The sequence below is a fragment of the Streptomyces europaeiscabiei genome (assembly GCF_036346855.1).
In the GTDB taxonomy this organism is placed as follows: Bacteria; Actinomycetota; Actinomycetes; order Streptomycetales; family Streptomycetaceae; genus Streptomyces; species Streptomyces europaeiscabiei.
Genome location: NZ_CP107841.1, coordinates 5,939,385 through 5,956,885, shown reverse-complemented (window position 1 = coordinate 5,956,885; position 17,501 = coordinate 5,939,385). Strand labels below are relative to the sequence as shown.

The following is a 17,501-nucleotide window of genomic DNA, read 5'->3' as shown; positions in this document are numbered from 1 at the left end:
ATGGAAGCCATCACGGGATACGCGTCGTACGCGCTGCCGATCGCTACTGCGCTGATCGGTGTGTGGCTGCTGGTGACGGTGGTGCGCTACGCGCGTGCCGACCGGGGCACGCGGGTGAGCATGCGGCAGGCCGTCCGGGTGCGGTGGGGCTGGGTACGGCTCGCGCGGATGGCCGGGTTGACTGTCACCGATAAGACCCCGGGCCTGCTCGCGCAGATCACCGCGGCCAAAGACGGCCCCGCCCACGCACCTCGGGTGCTCACTCCCCGGATCAAGGTGACGCCGGACCGGTTCGGCGTGATCGTGCGGGCCAGGACGCTGCCGCAGGTCGGGCTGGAGGAGTACCAGAAGGCGGCGCGGTTCCTGGCTGATGCCTGGCGGTGCACGCGGGTGTCCGTGCTGCCGGACGGCCCCGGCAAGGTGGTGATCCGGGGCGTGCGCTCCGACCCGCTGACCACGTCGACCGGGCATCGGCCCACCGGCCGCCCGCCCACGGACCTGACACGTTGGGAGCTGGGCGTGGACGAGTACGCCGCCAAGGTGTGCGTGTCCTTGGCCAACGTGCCCGGCGTGACCGTGGCCGGCACCCCCGGCTCGGGCAAGACCTCGACCGTCAACAAGTTCGTCTGCGACTTCGCACCCTCGGCGGCCGTGCAGATCGCGGGTGCGGACGGCAAGGTGTCACGGGCCTCGGAGGGCGACTACGCCGACCTGGTCAAGCGGATGTTCGCGTTCTGCGGGGACGACCTTGACGAAGCCAACGCGCTGTTCAAGCGGCTGGTGGAGCTGCGTCGACGCCGGTCCTCGACCATCCGTGACGTGCTGGGCGTGAAGAACATGTGGCACGTCGGCCCCTCGCCGCAGTGGCCGCTCACGGTCCTGATCATCGACGAGGCGCACACGTTCTTCCGCGAGTACAAGGGCAGCGACGCCGAGACGAAACGTCTGGCTGCCCTGACGGCGGAGAACGCCCGGCTGGTGGAGGACTTGGTCAAGAAGGGCCGCAGCGTCGGCATCCTGGTGATTCTAATCAGCCAGAAGACCACCGGTGACGCCCTCCCGACCTTCATCCGCGACGTGTGCCCCATCGGGCTGTCCTTCGCACAGAAGACCGTGGAAGCCGCGGTGGCTGCGCTGGGTGACGACATCCGCAACTGGCCCGACGCCAGCCCGGTCACCTTGCAGGACCCCGCCTACGTCGGCATCGCTGTGATGGCGTTGCAGGGCCGCCCCGGCTACACCCGCATCCGCACCCCCTACGTCTCGGACTCCGACGCGGCCCGCGTCGCCGAGGACACTTCCCATCTGACCGCCGATCCCGCCCTGTGCCTGGATGCTCTCCTCGCCTCGACCAGCCGCACGATCCTCGATGACGAGCCGGACGACGCCATTGCATCGCTCGCCAAGTAGCCCCGAAAAGCCCATTCCAGGAAGGAGGTTGAGGATATGGCGGAGGAACGGTTCACCCGGCGCACCGTGACCGTGGTCATGGCGGTCATCGCGGCCCTGGCCTTCGTCTTCTCCTTCGGCAACGTCTGGGCACTCGCCCTGCGGCTCGGCGTTCCCCACTCGATCGCACCGCTGATCGCCCCCATGGTGGACCTGTCCGTCGTCGGGCTCCTGGTCGCCCTGCGCTTCCTCGCCCTGCACGGCGTCCCCGAGACGGAGTTGAAGGCCGGTACCCGGCTGCTGCACCTGTGCGGCCTGCTCACCCTCGCCCTGAACACCGCCGAACCGCTGCTGACCGGACGCTACGGCCGAGCCTGCCTGGACACCGTCGCCCCGCTCCTGCTGCTCGGCTGGGGCCACGTCGGCCCCGCTTTCCTCGCCCGGTTCCACACCCTCACCCGCCCCACCCCGCACCTGGAGGCCGCCGCCCCCATCTGTGAACCGGTGCCCGACGACGCACCCGTACCCGATCCCCCGACGCCCGCCCCGGCTCCGGCCGCCGATCTGCCTGTCGCCGTCGCCAATGCGACTCGGCCCGCCTCCGGCCCGGCCCTGCCAGCCGCCCTGATCGACTCAGCCCGGCGCATCGCGGACACCCACCGCGCCGAGCACGGAACGCCCATCACCGCCGCCCACCTGGGCACGCGCATGGGCGTCGCCCTGCCGGTGGCCACCGCCGCACTCGCTCAGCTCTGAGCCCCGGCCGTCCCCAGGCAAATCCCCCTCTCTGAACCCACGCCCGCCAACGGGTCTGGTTCGCCATGCCCCGAGCAGCACCAACACGCCTACAGATCCGGCTGGTTGCTGCTCGGGGCCACCCACCCGAACAGAAGGGACACGCCCCGAATGGTCACCCTGGACCTGCACCACGTGGCAAGCCCCGCCGTGCGGGACCTGCTCCACCTCGTCAACCACCCCGACTTCGACCGCGCACAGCAGCAGATCGAGCGCCTCGGCGGCTGCGCCGAACCCGTCCGCTTGACCGGCCACAGCACCACCGTCGACACCACGACCGGCGAAGTGCTGCGCTCCTACACCTCCTCCGCCGAACCGACGGGCAGCCTGTTCACCGCGTGCGGTAACCGCCGCGCCTCCCGCTGCCCGGCCTGCTCCCGCATCTACGCCGCCGACACCTACCACCTCATCCGTGCCGGCCTCTCCGGCGGCAAGACCGTGCCCGACACCGTCCGCACCCATCCCCGCGTCTTCGTCACCCTCACCCCGCCGTCCTTCGGCCCCGTCCACAACCGCCTCACCACCCCCGGCGGCGATGTCCGTCCGTGCCGCTGCCGCAAGTTCCACGACCCCACGGACGCTCTGATCGGGACGCCGCTGAACCCCGCGACGTACGACTACGAGGGCGCGGTCTTGTTCAACGCCCATGCCTCCGCACTGTGGGCCCGCTTCACCACCTACCTGCGCCGTGAGATCGCCGCCGGGCTCGGCATGACCCAGAAGACCGCCCACGCGGTCCTGCGGGTCTCCTTCGCCAAGGTCGCCGAGTACCAGCAGCGCGGTCTAGTTCACTTCCACGCCGTCATCCGGCTTGACGGCCCGGAGGGCAACACCACGTCCCCGCCGCCGTACGCCACCGTCGCCGTACTCACCAAGGCCGCCCGCGCCGCCGCCGCGCGGGTCCGCGTCACGGTCGCCTCGGATACGGTCGGGGAACGCGAACTCGGCTGGGGCGAACAGTTCGACGTGCGCGAGATCGTCTCCTTCGGCACTGACGCCGAATTCACCGACCAGGCCGTGGCCGCCTACGTGGCGAAGTACGCCACCAAGTCCGCCGACGCCTCCGGCACCCTCGACCGCGCCCTGTTCTGCCGCCCCTGCCAGGGACGCGGCGCCACCGTGCTACCCCACGGGACGCCACTCCCGTGCACCGCGTGCGACGGGACCGGGCAGGCTCTGCCGCTGTCCCGGCTCGCCGTCGCCCGGCATGTGCGACGGATGATCCGCACCTGCTGGGAACTGGGCAGGCTGCCGGAGTTCGCCCACCTCAAGCTCTGGAAGTGGGCGCACATGCTCGGCTTCCGGGGCCACTTCTCCACCAAGTCCCGCAGCTACTCCACCACCCTCGGCGCGCTGCGCGACGCCCGCCGCACCTGGCGCACCGAACAGGCCCGCACCCACGCCGGCCTGCCCGAGTCCGACCCGACGACCACCCTCGTCGTCGACCACTGGAACTACCTCGGCTCGGGTTACAGCCCCGGCGCCGCGCTCCTCTCCGCCGACGTGTGGCACCGCAAGGAACAGGAACGGCAGTTCGTGGCAGAGGGCGGCTGCTGATGACTACGCACCCGCCTCCGACGCTTCATCAAGAGCCGGACCTGTCACGGGAGTTGCTGACGGTCCCCCAGGTGATGGCCCGTCTCCAGCTTGGTCGCTCCGCCGTCTACGACCTGCTCCGCTCCGGCCAGCTCGTCTCGATCACCCTCGGCCGCGCCCGCCGCATCCCCACCCACGCGCTGACCGACTTCATCCGCACCCGCCTCGAACAGGAAGCCGCCTGATGACCACACCCCGCGACACCCCCGCCTCCCGCCGCGCCCGAGCCAACGGCGACGGAACCGTCTACCAGCGCAAGGACAGCCGCTGGGAGGCCGCCGGATACGTCCTCGCCCCCGGCAACACCCGCAAGCGCATCCGCGTCTACGGCACCACCCGCAAGGAAGCCCTCGCCAAGCTCACCGAGAAGATCGCCGCCAGCAACCGCGGCCTCCCCGCCCCCTCCGCGCAGGGCAGCCTGACCACGTACCTGACGTACTGGCTGGAGAACGTCGCCGTCCACCATCTCCGCGAGAACACCCACACCCGCTACACCGCCTGCGTCAACCGCTACCTCATCCCTGGCCTCGGCAAGAAGAAGCTCAGCAAGCTCACCGCCAAGGACGTCCGCACTTGGCTCAACCAGCTCCGCACCACCTGCCAGTGCTGCACCCGTCGCCTCGACGCCGACCGTGACCAGCCCCGCTGCTGCGCCACCGGAGCCTGCTGCTCCAAGCGGCTCTCCCCGCTGACGCTGGCCTACCTCCACTCCGTCCTCAAATCCGCCCTGGAGCACGCCGTCAGAGAAGAGGAGATCCCTCGCAACGTCGCCCGCAACGTCCGCACCGGCACGCCCCGCCCCCGACGCTTCGAACCGCTCACCGCAGACGAAGCCCGCCAGTTCCTCAGCGCCACGTACGATCACCGGCTGCATGCCCTGTTCGAGCTCGCGCTCCACACCGGCCTCCGCAAGGGCGAACTTCTCGGCCTCCGTTGGGAAGACCTCAACCTCGACACCGGTACCGCTGCCATCCGCCGAACTTTGCAGCGCACCAGCACGGGCGGACTCATCACATTGCCTACCAAGACCCGGGCCTCCGAGCGCCGCATCGCCCTCCCCACTCGCTGCGTCCAGTCGCTGAAGCTCCGCCACGAGCAGCAGAAGCGCGAGCGTGAGGCCGCAGGCACCGCGTGGCAGCACAGCGGGCATGTGTTCACCACGGTGCAGGGCGGATCGATCGACCCGACCAACCTCACCCGCGCCTTCACCACGCTTCTCCGCAAGGCCGGCCTCCGCCGCATCCGCTTTCATGACCTCCGGCACTCGACGGCCACGCTGCTCCTGGAACAGGGCGTCGAACTCGTCGTGATCAAGGAACTCCTCGGCCACGCCCACATCGGCGTCACCGCCACCGTCTACGCCCACGTCAGACTCCGCCTCCAGCGTGACGCCATCGACGCCTTCGGCGGCGCGCTCGTCGGCCGGGAGACCACCGAGACAGCACGCTCCAACGGCGACGAACTGCCACCCTGCGCCTCACTCGTCCGCTGACGTTGCCGTCAACTACTGCCGTCACCCCACGCAAAAGCCCCGCCAGGACACACCTGACGGGGCATCAAATTTGCAACCGCACCTTCTGCTGGCGAGAAAGCTGCCAGAGGCCTGTCATTGCCGGGCAATGACCTCCACATGAAACTCGCGCATGACTGAATGGATCGACTCCATAAAGTCATCCCCTAGATGATCACGTGATGCCTGATAGTTACGCCACACAATACTGGACAGAGGAGCCGTTCCCTCAGGAGATAGGCAATCTGCGACAGCGTCGAGGTTCGACCCAAAATAGCCCCTGGGGCCATTTACCGCCTCTCCCAAGGCGCAGTAGAAACTCGACTTCGTGCAGATATTCACCCCATCGAGATAAACAACTTCATCCAGTCCGTAGCTCGCGGCTTTCTTGTCAGAAGCGAACCATGAATTCTGGACAACATGAAGCCAAGTTTCATGGTAGCGCGACGGCCACTGAAGCCACTCATCCATCGCGCCCTCGACCTTTGACGCCCAATGCCGCCACACTTCTCCCGCCGCAGAGTATTCACATACGCCACCAAGGAACTGATAAGTCGCATTCGAAGGAGAATTCTCCACCAAGCCATGGCGGCCGGTTCGGACAACCCGACCGATGCAGTAGTCGCCAATCTTCACCCCCTGAGAGTTCACGACCTCGAGATTCGCATCCTCGACCTTCCGCCTGGCATTCGCGATCTGGTGAACGCGAATGAAGGTAACTTCCGGAGGGTGTACCTCTTGCTCACCAAAGAACCCGCGGACATCTTCCGCCAAAACAATCAGGTCCTGAGATTCATCATCGATGAGCCGATACAGCGGGAAACTCTCAAACTTCATGAAGGGTCGACCAATCGCCTCTACATTACGACAGTTTGTGATACGCCGTAGCGGCATCAGCAAGATGCCGCTACGGCGTATCACTCGAACCAGGCTATTTACCAGCCGGAATCAGGGAAGTGTGGCGCGCTGAACTTCTGAATTTTCCTGTAGTGAGTCGATGTCCATCCGTAGACCTCGACGCCATTTTTCTCCACGACCAGGATCCGGTCAGTCTCCGGGCGCCCCGGAACTCGATACTCCTTGGCGCCTGCCCACCATGAATGCTCCCGACCACTGTACGTGTTATGCGATCTGATTTCCCCCAACCTGACCGCATCGTACGCCTCAGCAATCTTCTTGTTCATCCCTTGAGGCAAACCGTCAGACAGTTTCCCCTTGGGGCAGTTGCTGTTGTGAACGAGTACCGGTGTCTCACCCGCCAGCACATAGTACGTGTGCAGGTCGTCGACGGTGAGGTTGTACGTGCGGACGTTGTCCTCGTACGTGCGGTTCGCGGTGACGACGACGGTGTCGCCCTCGTCCGTGAGCAGGCTCATGCCCGGCGTAAGGCCGCCTGCCTCGATCCAGCCCTGCTCCGACGGAGACCAGAACGGGTGCTCGTACGTCGCGGTCAGCTTCTCGATGCCGTCCTCTGTAGCGATGGACAGCTCGTTGAAGTGCTTGTCTTCCTCAGTGATGATGAGGTGCGTGACCTTGCGGACGCCGGTCTCACCGGTCTCTGGGTCAGTAGCGAGGACCTCGTCGCCGACCTCGATGTCCTCGATGTCCTTGGTGGAGCCGTCGGCCATCTGGACGCCCGTACCGGCGAGGAAGCACTTGCTGCAGCCGCTGTCCTCCTTTGCTTTGCTCCTTTCTCTGTCCTTGGATTGCTTCCGCATCTGCTTCTTGAAGAGCTGCTTCAGGGCGAATTTCCCGATTCCCCAGCCCCCGGCAAACACCGACCCGACATCCATAACGGTCTTCGTTCCCTGATACACGTCAGAGTCGGGATCGGCACCGTATCCCTCGACCAGCTCCTGATAGTTGTCCTGGGTACCACCGCAGTCCGGGTTCGTGCCGCTCCAGCACCAGGGCTCGGTGGCGTACTCGGCCACATCCGCGCTCTCGGCGAAGAAGTCCCCGATGCCTCCCGCAACGTCCTTCCAGCTACCCACAGATCTGGGGTCCGCTGGTTCGACGTTGCCGCAGATTCTGGGCGGCATGCACGAACTGCTGCCTGATGAGGCGTAGTTGGCGCTCCCTGCGGATGACATACCACCCGAACCGGATGAACCCGACTGCCTGACGAGGAAGGCTCCGGCTGCGGCGATGGCCCGCGCCGCGATGCGCCGAGCAGCCTCGATCACGGCGATCTCGGAGGCGCGGTATTTCCCGTCGGGGTCGGCGAAGGTGACCGGGTTGTTGCTGCTGTAGGAGTAGCCGTTGACCTGTTGGGGGTCGGTGAGGTCAATGACCGGGTCCACACTGACGAAGCGCCCGGTGGACGGGTCGTACTCGCGTGCTCCGAGGTGGGTGAGACCGGTCGGCTCCTTGGTGCCACCGACGAAGCCACGCTCGCCCACCCATGCCTTGGCGGCCTGGCCCCGGTCCTCGCCGAACGGCTTCATCTGGCGACGGGTGACGGTCTGGGTGGCGGCGTCCACCTGCACACTCGCCGTGCCGTTGTGGTCGGCGGCGGTCCAGGTCAGACCCGCCGTGGTGCGCACCGCGACGGTCTGCCCGCTGTGGCTGTAGTAGCGGGTGGCCTCGACCTTGGCACTCGCCTTGTCCAGCCTCAGTTCGGTTTCGCCCAGGTAGAGCGTGGTGCCGGTGGTGTCTCGGCGGATCAGCCGGTTGCCGGCGGCGTCGTTCAGGTACTCCGTGGTCGTCTTGTCCGCCTCGGTGACCTTCTCGAGGCTGCCCTCCGCATTGAAGTCGAGGTCCTGCGGCTTTCCACCCAGCGTCCGGATGTCGGTGTTGCCGGCGGGGTCGTAGGTGTAGCTGGTCGTATCGGTGACCGTGCCGTCCGTCTTCTTGGTCTCGGTGGAGGCAAGGGCGTGTGGGCGGGGCTGGTCAGCCGTCTTGTAGGTGTACGAGGTGGTGGCGTCGGCCAGGTGGTCGGTCGCCGTCTTGCGGTTGCCCGCGCTGTCGTAGGTGAATGACTGCCAGTACGGTCCCGGGCCGCCGACGTTCGTCTTGGCGGGTGCGGTGGCGCAGTCGGCTGTCGTCGTCCAGGCCGTCTTCAGACGGCGGTAGCCGTCATAGGTGAAGCACTGCCGGTCGCTGGGGCTGGTGGCCTTGTCCTCGACCTCGATGGGGTTGCCGGCTGTGTCGTAGCGGTAGTGGACGTCGGAGTCCGTGCCGGTGTGGGTCTCGGAGACCACACTCTGGCGCGCGAGGCGCTTGGTGCCGGTCTCGTAGCTGCGGTTGATCTCCGTCCAGTCCGCGAGGGGCGAGACGCCGAGGGTGGTGCGGATCTGCTCACCGGCGGGCAGGTAGTCGGTGTTCTGGACGATGCCGGTCAGGCCCTGGAGGGTGTCGGGCATGCGCTGCTCGGTGTAGCCGTACGTCAACACCTCCTGAGCGAGGCCTCCCATCGCGGGGATGGTCCGCTTCTGCAGTGTGCCGTCGAGGTTGAAGGCGTTGGCAATGGTCCAGGTTCCGTTGGAACCAGCCAGGGCCCCCTCGGTCTTGCTGATCGTGTACTGCTCGCTGAGGACTTCGTAGATCTTGCTGTACTTGGCGCTGGTCTGGGCGTAGACGCTGCCGCCCTTGCCCCCGACGTATCTGATCGCCGACGTCAACTCGCCCTTGGCGATGGAGTCATAGGTCCAACGCGCCAGGTACTTGGAGTCCTCGGGAGCGGGCTGGCCGTTGACCACCGGCACCTTGCCGTCGAGTCTACCGGTCGGGCGGCCGAGCACGTCATAGGTGAGGCCGATCGACTTGTCCCGTGCGTCGGTCGTCGAAACGACCTGGTCGAGGTCGTTGTACTCGGACGAACTTACGCCGGCGTCAGGGTCCGTGGTGCTGTCCTTGCGGCCCAGGAAGTCGTAACCGTACGACCAGGTGTTGGCATCGTCGTCCTTGACCGTGGTCAGCCGGTCGGCGTGGTCGTAGCCGTAGGTGAACCGGGCGAACTTGGTGCTGACCGCGTTGCCGTCGTACTCCAGCCGCTCGACCGTACGGCCCCGGGCATCGACCTTCTCCTTGACGGCCGCGTCTCCCGCCGGGGGCTCCACAAGCGTGGAGTCGCCGTCATGGGTGTGCTTGATCCGCGAGAACTCCTTGCCGTTGGTGAGGATCTTCTCGATCGTCACCCTCCCGGCGCCGTCGAACACCGTCTCCGTACCTGTCGGCGCCGCCGTGAGCAACGTGGCGAGCTTGCCGGAGGGCGCGGTGGTGTCGACGTAGTCGGTCGACGTTTCGACAGTCAGGCCACGGGTGTCGTGCTTGGTCTCCGTGATGATCCGCCCGGCGCCGGACGCGGCGGGTGCTTGTGTCTGCCGCAGCCTGAGCAGTGCGTCGTAGATCTCGTAGGTGGTCTGGTATGTGGTGCCGTCGTTGTTCAGGGACTTGGTCGCCACCCACGACGCAGCCGTGTTCTGCAGCTTGTACTCGAACTTGTAGCTGGCCGTCTGGCCGGCGGCGCGGTCCCGGTTGGCGAGCCACACATCGGTGAGCTGCCCAAAGCTGTCGTACGCCAGTTCTGTGCGGTTGCCGTTGGGGTCGGTGGTGGAGGTACGCACTCCCCAGTCAGGGGCGATCTCGTTGGTAGTGGTGTGGTCGAGCGCGTTGGTCTCGACGGTCTTGGTGAGCGGCCCTCCGGCGGCCGGGGTGTACTCGATGTGCGAGACCCGGGTGCTTTTGGTGTCGTACGAGTCCGTCACACGGCCGAGCGCGTCGTATTTGGTGGTGTTGACGGTCTGGAGTTTGGCCGTGGAACCGTCGTAGCCAGTCACCCTCTCGACACGGGTCACATCACCCTTGGTGGGCGACTTCCCCCAGTCCTGGTCGTCATACGACGTCCGCACATCCGAGATCACGTCGGTCGTCTTCGGATCCCCGGTCCGCTTCGGGGTCGCGGCACATCCGGTGGACACCTTCTCCACCCGCTTGGGCAGGGTGAGAATCCACGCCGAGGTGTTGGTGGCGTACTCCGTGACGGTGCAGTCCTTCTCCCCTGCCGCGTCCGTCTCCGCCTTCAGCGGCAGGCCGCTGGTCGGGTCGTACGTCGTCGTCTTGGCCGCCGTCACCTCTCCGCCGCCCGACAGCGCGGTGCGGGAGACCGTGGTCTCGGTGCGGACCATGTACGCGTTGACCGTGCCGTAGGAGTGCTTGTCGGTGGCCGTGGTGCGGGACCAGGGGGTGTTGACGGTCGCGGAGACCTCGGGACCGTTCACGCCGTTGTAGGTGATCTGTTCACGCAGCTGGCCCGCGAACTGTTCCGCGTCCGTCTTCACCACACCCTTTGAGTCGGTGACCGTCTCCTTGCGGGTGGTGTCGTCGGACTGTTTGTCGCCGTCCATGCCCCGGTAGTAGAGGGATGTGGACTTCGACTGGGTGCCGGAAGGTTCACCGGTGGTCGTGGTCACCTTCTGGTAGCCGCGCCAGATGCCCCAGGTGCGGTATTTGGCCTGGGTGATGGGCGACTCGTCGTCGTACGCCCACGCGCCGCCGCCGCTGTAGGTGTAGTCCGTCTGCTTCAGCGGGGCGTCGCCGGTCGGGTCGGACTCGGTGACCTGGGTGACGACGTACTTGTGGAAGAAGTCGGTGCGCGGCTTGGGGTCGGTGCCCGGTGTCGGGTTGGACGGTGGGATCCACTTGACCGGGTAGCACCGCCGGGTGTTCGCGTCCAGCTTGGAGGGGACGTCGCTGCCGGCGACGCAGTCCTCCTCGGAGTAGTTCACCGTCAGCTTGGAGCCCATCTCCGAAGTGACCGTACGGACTCGCCACTTGATGAAGGGGGCGACGTCGTCACCGGTACGGTCGACACGGTTGTGCAGCTGGATGCCGCTGAAGGTGACCGAGGGCAGGGAGGCGTCGCCGCCTACCTTGCCGGTGCGCTTGATGGAGTCCAGCCACAGGCTGGCATCCGAGCCGTCGCCCGGGTCGGGGAAGGTCTGCCCCAGGTGCCAGACGTTGACCGCGCGGTAGTCACTCTCGGCGCCGGTACCGGAACCGTCGTACACCTGAGTGGTGACGTCGGTCAGGCGCTTGCGGGTGAAGAACGACGGGCTGGGCTGGTCGGTGCAGGGCTTGTCGGCGGCGCAGATCTGGTCGAACGGGACGTCCGGCCAGGCATTGCGGTTGGCGGAGGTCAGCGAGCCGCAGCTCTCACCGCCGGAGACGGGCAGGCAGCGCTCGGCGACCGTGAACTTCACACGGGCCGCGGCGGGCTGGGTGGTGGAGAAGACCGTGTCGGTGCGCTGGCCGTAGTCGATGCGCTTGAGCCAGCCGTTGCGGACGTACTCGGTGCCGTTGCCGGTGGTGCCGTTCTTGGCGTAGTGGTTGAGTTCCTTGTCGTACCAGTACGTCATGACGTTGCCGTGCGGGTCCACGACGTAGTCGAGGTTCCACCGCCAGGCCTGGGTCTTGGCGCGGCCGGAGAAGGAGTCGCCGGCGGAGTACCCGGGCTCGCCGGAGTCGTCGCCGAAGACCGGGAGCGTCCATACCGAGTTGGTCTCGGCCTTGCCCGAACTCCAGCCGGGCAGCCGGTTCTTGCCGAAGACGTACTGGGTGCCGTCGGTCGAGGTGACCGTCCAGAACTCGCCCTTGTCGCCGTTCTCCCCGGTGTCACCGTCGTCGCCGTTGGTGGCGCCGGTGTCGTGGACGATCCGCTCGCCGTCGTCGCTCTTGGGCCGCCACTTGCCGCCCTCCTTCACCAGGGGCGTCGACTTGCCGTTGAGGACGAGGGAGGCGTTGTCCTCCTTCCAGCACTGGTCGTACTTCTTGTCCTGGCCGTCGTCCTCACAACTGCCGTACGCCCGCTCGACGTACGAGGTCGACAGGTCGAAGCCTTCGCCGATCCAGGACGGCTGCGCGCTGGTGGAGGAGGTGCGGCCGTCCACGCTCTGCGCGGAGTAGCCGATGGACAGGTTGGGCGCCGGGCCGGCCGGGGTCGGCGGCGTCTCGAAGGGGTAGTTCCAGGTGAAGTCACCATTGGAGCCACCTGCGGACCAGGTGGAGGAGGCCGCCAGCGGGGTGGCCTCGTAGGTGCCCTGGTCGGAGCCTGCCGCGGCGGACAGGGCCATGACCATGGCTGCGGGCTTGGCGGCCATCGCGGTCCGGGTCTTCGTACCGGGCGTGGTCGCCTTCGGCGTGGTGATCTGTGCGGTGACCGTCTCGGCCTCGCCGTCGTTCTCCGACGCCACCGGGATGGTTTTACGGCACGCCGCCTTCTCCGGCGTGGTCAGGGCACACGCGGGGAGCTGGACGAGACGCAGGCGTGAGGACCAGTTGCCGCTGTAGGCGTCGGCGAAGGAGCTGTAGTCGATCGACGCGCCGAGGCTCGCGGCGCCGGTGTCGCCGTCAGCGCGGGCGACCGTGAAGACCACGCCGTCGATGCCGAGCTGGTCGGTGGTCTTCCGGTCGAGAACGCGGACCTTGGCCTCATCGGGGGCCTCGGCGGTCTTGGAGACTCCGGCGGCCTTGCCACTGGGCTGGGCGAGCGCGATGGGCAGCCCGGCGGCCTTGACCGACTTCTTGCTGGTCCCCGGCGGCAGATCGACCGTCACTGCCGATGCCCCCGGCCACGTCACCTTCGCGCGAGCCTTGGCGAGCGTCCTGCGGGCAGCGGCCTCCGTAGGGTCCTTGACCTTGGTGACCCTCGCGTCGAAGCGCTCGGCCTTGCCGTACTTGGCCTTCTGCAGGGCGGTGTGATCGCGGTTCGCCGCGGCTGCCTGCGCCGGTGCGGCACTCAGCAGACCAGCGACGACTGCTGATGACAAGGGCAGGACAACGGCGGCCAGACGATGCCGGCTCGCTCTGCTCCATGCCCATCTTTTGGGCAGCAGTGAGCTGTTCCTGGACAACACTTGGGGGGTGCTCCTGGATTCTGAGTTGTGAGGGCGTACCGGGCCCGTGGCCCGGTACGCCGCTGGAGAGGAGGAAGGGAGGGGTTATTCGACGGGCACCGGAGGCTCGTCAACCGTCGCGAGCTGCGTGATCTCGTCGTCGGACAGGACACCGGCGTACACGCGCAGGTCGTCGAGCTGGCCGGGCAGGGCGTTGCCCCACTCTCCGTTGTCGTGACGACGTGCGCCGCCGACCATCAGAGGGCCAGTGGGCTGGAAGACTTCCTCGCTCAGGACGCCGTCCTCGTCGCCCTGCCGTTGCCCGGACACATAGAGGTGGATGGACTTGTTCACCGCGTCGAAGACGGCGACGACGTGCACCCAGCCACCGGGCGAGTTGACCTCGTCCGAGACAGCCGCGACGGCGGGGCCGCCCAGAACGTCCGTCTCGTACCGGCCGAAGTTCCAGTCACCGATGGACTGGCCCGCCTCCTGGCGGTACCAGAGACGGAACGAGTTCCGCTCGGCACCCGGGTGCGAGAAGACGCTCGGGGAATGCGCGACGGTGGTGTCGTCAAGCGCCGACTGGGCGGCCAGGTTGACCCAGCCGGCCAGACTGAAGCTGCCGGACTCGTCCAGCGCGACGGTGGAGGTGGCCCTGCCCAGTTTCTCGGCGTCGAGTTCCAGGACATTGCCGTGGGCTGGATCCTCGGTCGCGGCGAAGGCCGCGCCCGTCTGGAGTTGGAGCGCGTTGCCCCGGCCGGTGGCGTCCGCCGCTGTGGCGCCGGATGCCTCGTCGAAGCCCCAGTTGGCGAGAAGCGCGGGCTCTGTCCTGCCGTTCGCCGGGTTCAGCGTGTTGGCGATCGACCACATCTCGTTCCCGAAGACCACACGGTCCCAGACCTGGACCTGGTCGAGGTCGCCCTCGAACCAGGACGAGTACGTACCCGATCCCTTCATGCGGCCGACCTCGAAGGAGCCCTTCGCCGCCCACGGAGTGGTGAACTCCGCGGTCGCCTGGAGCTGTCCGTTGACATACAGACGGATCTGCTTCTTGTTGTGGTCGTACACACCCATCAGATGGGTCCACGCACCCACGACCGGCGGCTTCTTGGACACCGCGCGGACGATCGTCGGATCGTCAGTGTCGGCCGAGTACCGGTTGAAGATCCAACGGTCATACGTCTGCGAGTAGTAGATCTGGAAGGTACCCATCCGGGTCCCGCTCTGTGTGGCCACGGTGGAGATGTGGTCCTTCGCGGTCAGCCGGGCCCAGGCGGAGACGGTGAAGCTGTTGGTGGTGTCCAGAACTGATGTGCTGCTGGAGCCCGCACTGCTCGTGCCGTTGGCTCGCAGTCCGCCACCGAGCCGTGCCTTGTCCGTCCAGGCCGCCGAGGTCAGCGCCAGCGGCCGGTTCTTGCCCGAACTGTCGGCGGCAGTGGCGCCACTGCCGTCGTCCATTTTCCAGCTCGCCACGGGATCCGAGCCCTTTGCCACCTTGAACAGGTAGTCGTAGTGGGCGCTCGGGTTCCCCGCCCCGTCGTAGGTCTGCACCCGCAGGGTGTTGGTGAGCCGTTTGTCGGGCGCTGCCTCGATCTCGTACGTCGAGGTGTTGGCCGTGAACGTCTTGCTGCCCAGCTTCGCCCCGTTGAGCCACCAGTCGTAGCGGCGTACGTCGCTGGTACCCGCGTCGATCTTGAAGCCGGCGGTCATGCCGACGCTGCCCAGCTCCGGGTCGGCGGCCTCACAAATCGTGCCGCCGCACTCCTTGTACACGGTCGAGGACACCTTCGGTACCGGCGGTCCCTTGGAGTCCACCTTGAAGTAGCAGTAGCTCGACCAGGGCCCGAACAGGGAGTGGGAGTCCCCCTGCCAGGTGTACTTGTACTCGGTACGGGCGCGGAACTTGTAGGTGACCGATTGATCCAACGCCGCCGGAACCACCGTTCCGGCCGTGCCGCTGTCCGTCCACGTGGACGGCTTCAGCGAGGTCTCCGTGGTGCTGCTGCCCTTGTACAACTCGAAGTTGGGGCGCAGCGAGGCGTTGGAGGCGTCACTGGATGTCGGTGTCGCAGTCAGTCGCGGAGTGGTGTCCCGAATCTGCGCCGGGGCGGAAGAAGCAGAGCAGGAGACCTTGGGATCGGACATCTTCACCGATGAGGGCTTGCTGCTCGGCGGAGTCACGTAGGTGATCGACAGCCGGGGCTTGCGGGAAGACGTGGCGTCGGGGTCCAGCGGAGACAGGAACTGCTTCCACGCGATCGGATCGCCCTCGTCGGCCCGCAGTCCAAGTGTGGTGAGAGTGTCCTTCGCCTTCGCGGTGTGCGCGACGGCCGCCGTGGCGTCGAACTCGATGTCTCCGTCCGGGCAGTCGGAGGAGTGGCCCTTGGCAGCGGAGACCGTGTCGACCTTCGCAAGCCACTTCGGGGGATCGTTCCACGTCGTCGAGGAGAAGATCTGGCTCGTGCGATAGAGGTCGACGTCGTGCTTCACACAGTTCGCAGACCAGATCGCGTACGGCGTGAAGGTCGCGTTCACGATCTTCTTGCCGGCCACCCTACGGGTGTCGAACTGGAAGAGCGAACGCGACTTCTTGTTGTCCACGAACGCGTCGTAGCCCACGCCCAGCGCGTGCTTGGTCTTCCAGAGGCTGGTGCCCGGCGAGTTGGACCACAGAGCCGTCCACCCTGTCAGGGTCGCCTTGACCGCCGGCGGATCGAGAACGACGGGGTACGAAGTCGCGCTGCTGGCAAGGAAGTCCTGATCCGGAACGATGGAGAGGGCATCGTTGGTGACGTCTGTGTCCATGACAGCCGTACGGGACCGGGCACTCGCGCCGAGGGTATCGGCAGCGGTTTCCGCGGCGAACGCGGAAACCGTGGAGGTGGTCTGCGCCGCGCTGCCGGCCTTCGCAGTGGTCGTGCCTGCGTCCCACATAAGAGCCGACCCACTGGAGATCACGGCATGCCCCGAGCCGTCGACAAAGGTGGCCGCGCCGGAGTCGTCCGTGCGCACGGACAGTCCCTCGGCCTCGACCGGGAAACTCACCTTCTTCAGGGCCGAGTTGGCTGCGGCCGCACGGCTGTGGACCACCAAGTGGTACGTAAATCCGTCCGGGTGGGCCTGCACGGCGAGGTCCACGTCGGGGAGCACCGACCGGTACACGGCCGACGAGCCGTCGACCTCCGGTTTCGGCAACGCCCACGGCGACGACACCGCGTACTCCTTGCCGGCCGTCACCATCCGGGCCAGCGGTTCGCCGGTGCCGCCGCTGGAGAAGCGGATGTTCTCGGCGGCGCGCGGTGCGAGGCCGCCGTCCGGGCGGGTGACGAGCGTGGTGTCGACATCAGTCCACTTACCGGCCTTGAGGACCCGCTCGGGCGAGGCCGCCGTTTCGGCGGTGAATGTCCCGTCGGGATTGGCTACCACCCGGCTGGTCGACGACGTCAACTCGCCGATCTCCACGCTTTTGCCGGAGGCGACCGCCTTCTCAGAAGCGCGTTGCTCGGGTGTGGCGGCCGGAAGCGCGTCATCCTCCCAGAACTCCTTGCCCCGCGCCCCCTCGTCAGCCGGAGTGCTGGAACCCCCCGTGTCCATGCCCGCCGCCTGGACCGGGACGGCCTGTATGCCGCCCGCCAGTACCAGCACGGCCGAGGCGACGGTCATCGCCCCCCGCACGGCTCTGTTGCGACTGGTTGGTCGCACCTTCCCCCCTGCGTTCTTTATTTTTTGATTATTTGTTGAACGAAGGGAGGGTAACTGGTGGGGGGATCTTTACCAAGATTGTTCAGTGACGGTCATCTCACACTCCGCTTACGGCGCGCCGCCTAGCAAGCAGCCACCACACACCCCGGGGTTCCCCCCTGTTGTGGAGACCGTGACCGGAGGGATAGTTGGGTCATAGCCAGGACACTCCGGCTCGGTAGCAGTTGGCGACGGCCGGGTGTATTGGCGTACGCGGTGGGTGCCGGTGGCCCGCACCCGCCGCGTACGGTGCGGTGGGTGCGGGCTCGCGGCGGCGCGCTCGACACCAGGGCGCAAACGCGGCAGGGAAGCCGGCGGCGCAGCACCGACTCTGACGCAGGATCTCCGCAGAGCAGATCGCGGCTGCGACGCGCCTTTGGCAGGGCCGCTATTGCCTACTCGCTGCCATGGCCAGCGGGCGGCCCGCCCCGGCCGAGATACCAGGCAGTGGGGCATGTGGAGACAGGTACGCGGTGGCTGTGGACCGGGCCGCCGACTTCAGCCCAGCGGCCGACAGTTACGTCAGCCTCGACGCCCAGGCCGCAGAACAGGTCCGCCAGGACCAAGTACCTAACGGCCGAGGTGCACACGGACTCGAGAGCCCGTTCATCCGATTCGAGTCGACCACAGCG

The 17,501-nt window shown here is 67.0% G+C and carries 8 protein-coding genes; 5 read left to right on the top strand and 3 right to left on the bottom strand.

Annotated elements, in window-relative coordinates; all coding sequences use genetic code 11:
- From OG858_RS26070 to OG858_RS26050, 5 genes are all read left to right on the top strand, one after another.
- Entirely contained in the window at positions 1-1,410 is a 1,410-nt protein-coding gene (locus tag OG858_RS26070) for an FtsK/SpoIIIE domain-containing protein (protein ID WP_328544376.1), read from the top strand.
- A gap of 36 nt (positions 1,411-1,446) precedes the next feature.
- The gene (locus OG858_RS26065) at positions 1,447-2,145 is read left to right on the top strand and encodes a DUF2637 domain-containing protein (RefSeq protein WP_328544377.1); all 699 of its coding nucleotides are present in this window, start codon (positions 1,447-1,449) and stop codon (positions 2,143-2,145) included.
- A gap of 150 nt (positions 2,146-2,295) precedes the next feature.
- Positions 2,296-3,741, top strand: a complete 1,446-nt coding sequence (locus OG858_RS26060; RefSeq protein ID WP_328544378.1) for a replication initiator — start codon at positions 2,296-2,298, stop codon at positions 3,739-3,741.
- On the top strand, positions 3,741-3,965 hold the full coding sequence (locus tag OG858_RS26055; protein WP_328544379.1) for a helix-turn-helix domain-containing protein: 225 nt from the start codon (positions 3,741-3,743) through the stop codon (positions 3,963-3,965). The genes OG858_RS26060 and OG858_RS26055 overlap by 1 nt, the downstream gene beginning before the upstream one ends.
- On the top strand, positions 3,965-5,272 hold the full coding sequence (locus tag OG858_RS26050; protein WP_328544380.1) for a tyrosine-type recombinase/integrase: 1,308 nt from the start codon (positions 3,965-3,967) through the stop codon (positions 5,270-5,272). Before OG858_RS26055 ends, OG858_RS26050 begins: the two co-directional genes overlap by 1 nt.
- Positions 5,273-5,386: 114 nt before the next feature.
- Here the strand turns inward: OG858_RS26050 and OG858_RS26045 are convergent, their stop codons facing one another.
- The 3 genes from OG858_RS26045 to OG858_RS26035 all read right to left on the bottom strand — a co-directional run bounded on the left by OG858_RS26045 (position 5,387) and on the right by OG858_RS26035 (position 16,830).
- Positions 5,387-6,211: a barstar family protein gene (locus tag OG858_RS26045; protein WP_328544381.1), complete on the bottom strand. Its 825-nt coding sequence runs from the start codon at positions 6,209-6,211 to the stop codon at positions 5,387-5,389.
- A 14-nt stretch (positions 6,212-6,225) separates the two neighbouring features.
- Entirely contained in the window at positions 6,226-13,059 is a 6,834-nt protein-coding gene (locus OG858_RS26040) for a polymorphic toxin-type HINT domain-containing protein (protein WP_328544382.1), read from the bottom strand.
- 171 nt (positions 13,060-13,230) lie between these two features.
- Positions 13,231-16,830, bottom strand: coding sequence for a LamG-like jellyroll fold domain-containing protein (locus OG858_RS26035; protein ID WP_328544383.1), 3,600 nt, complete (start codon positions 16,828-16,830; stop codon positions 13,231-13,233).
- Between the last annotated feature and the right edge of the window lie 671 nt (positions 16,831-17,501).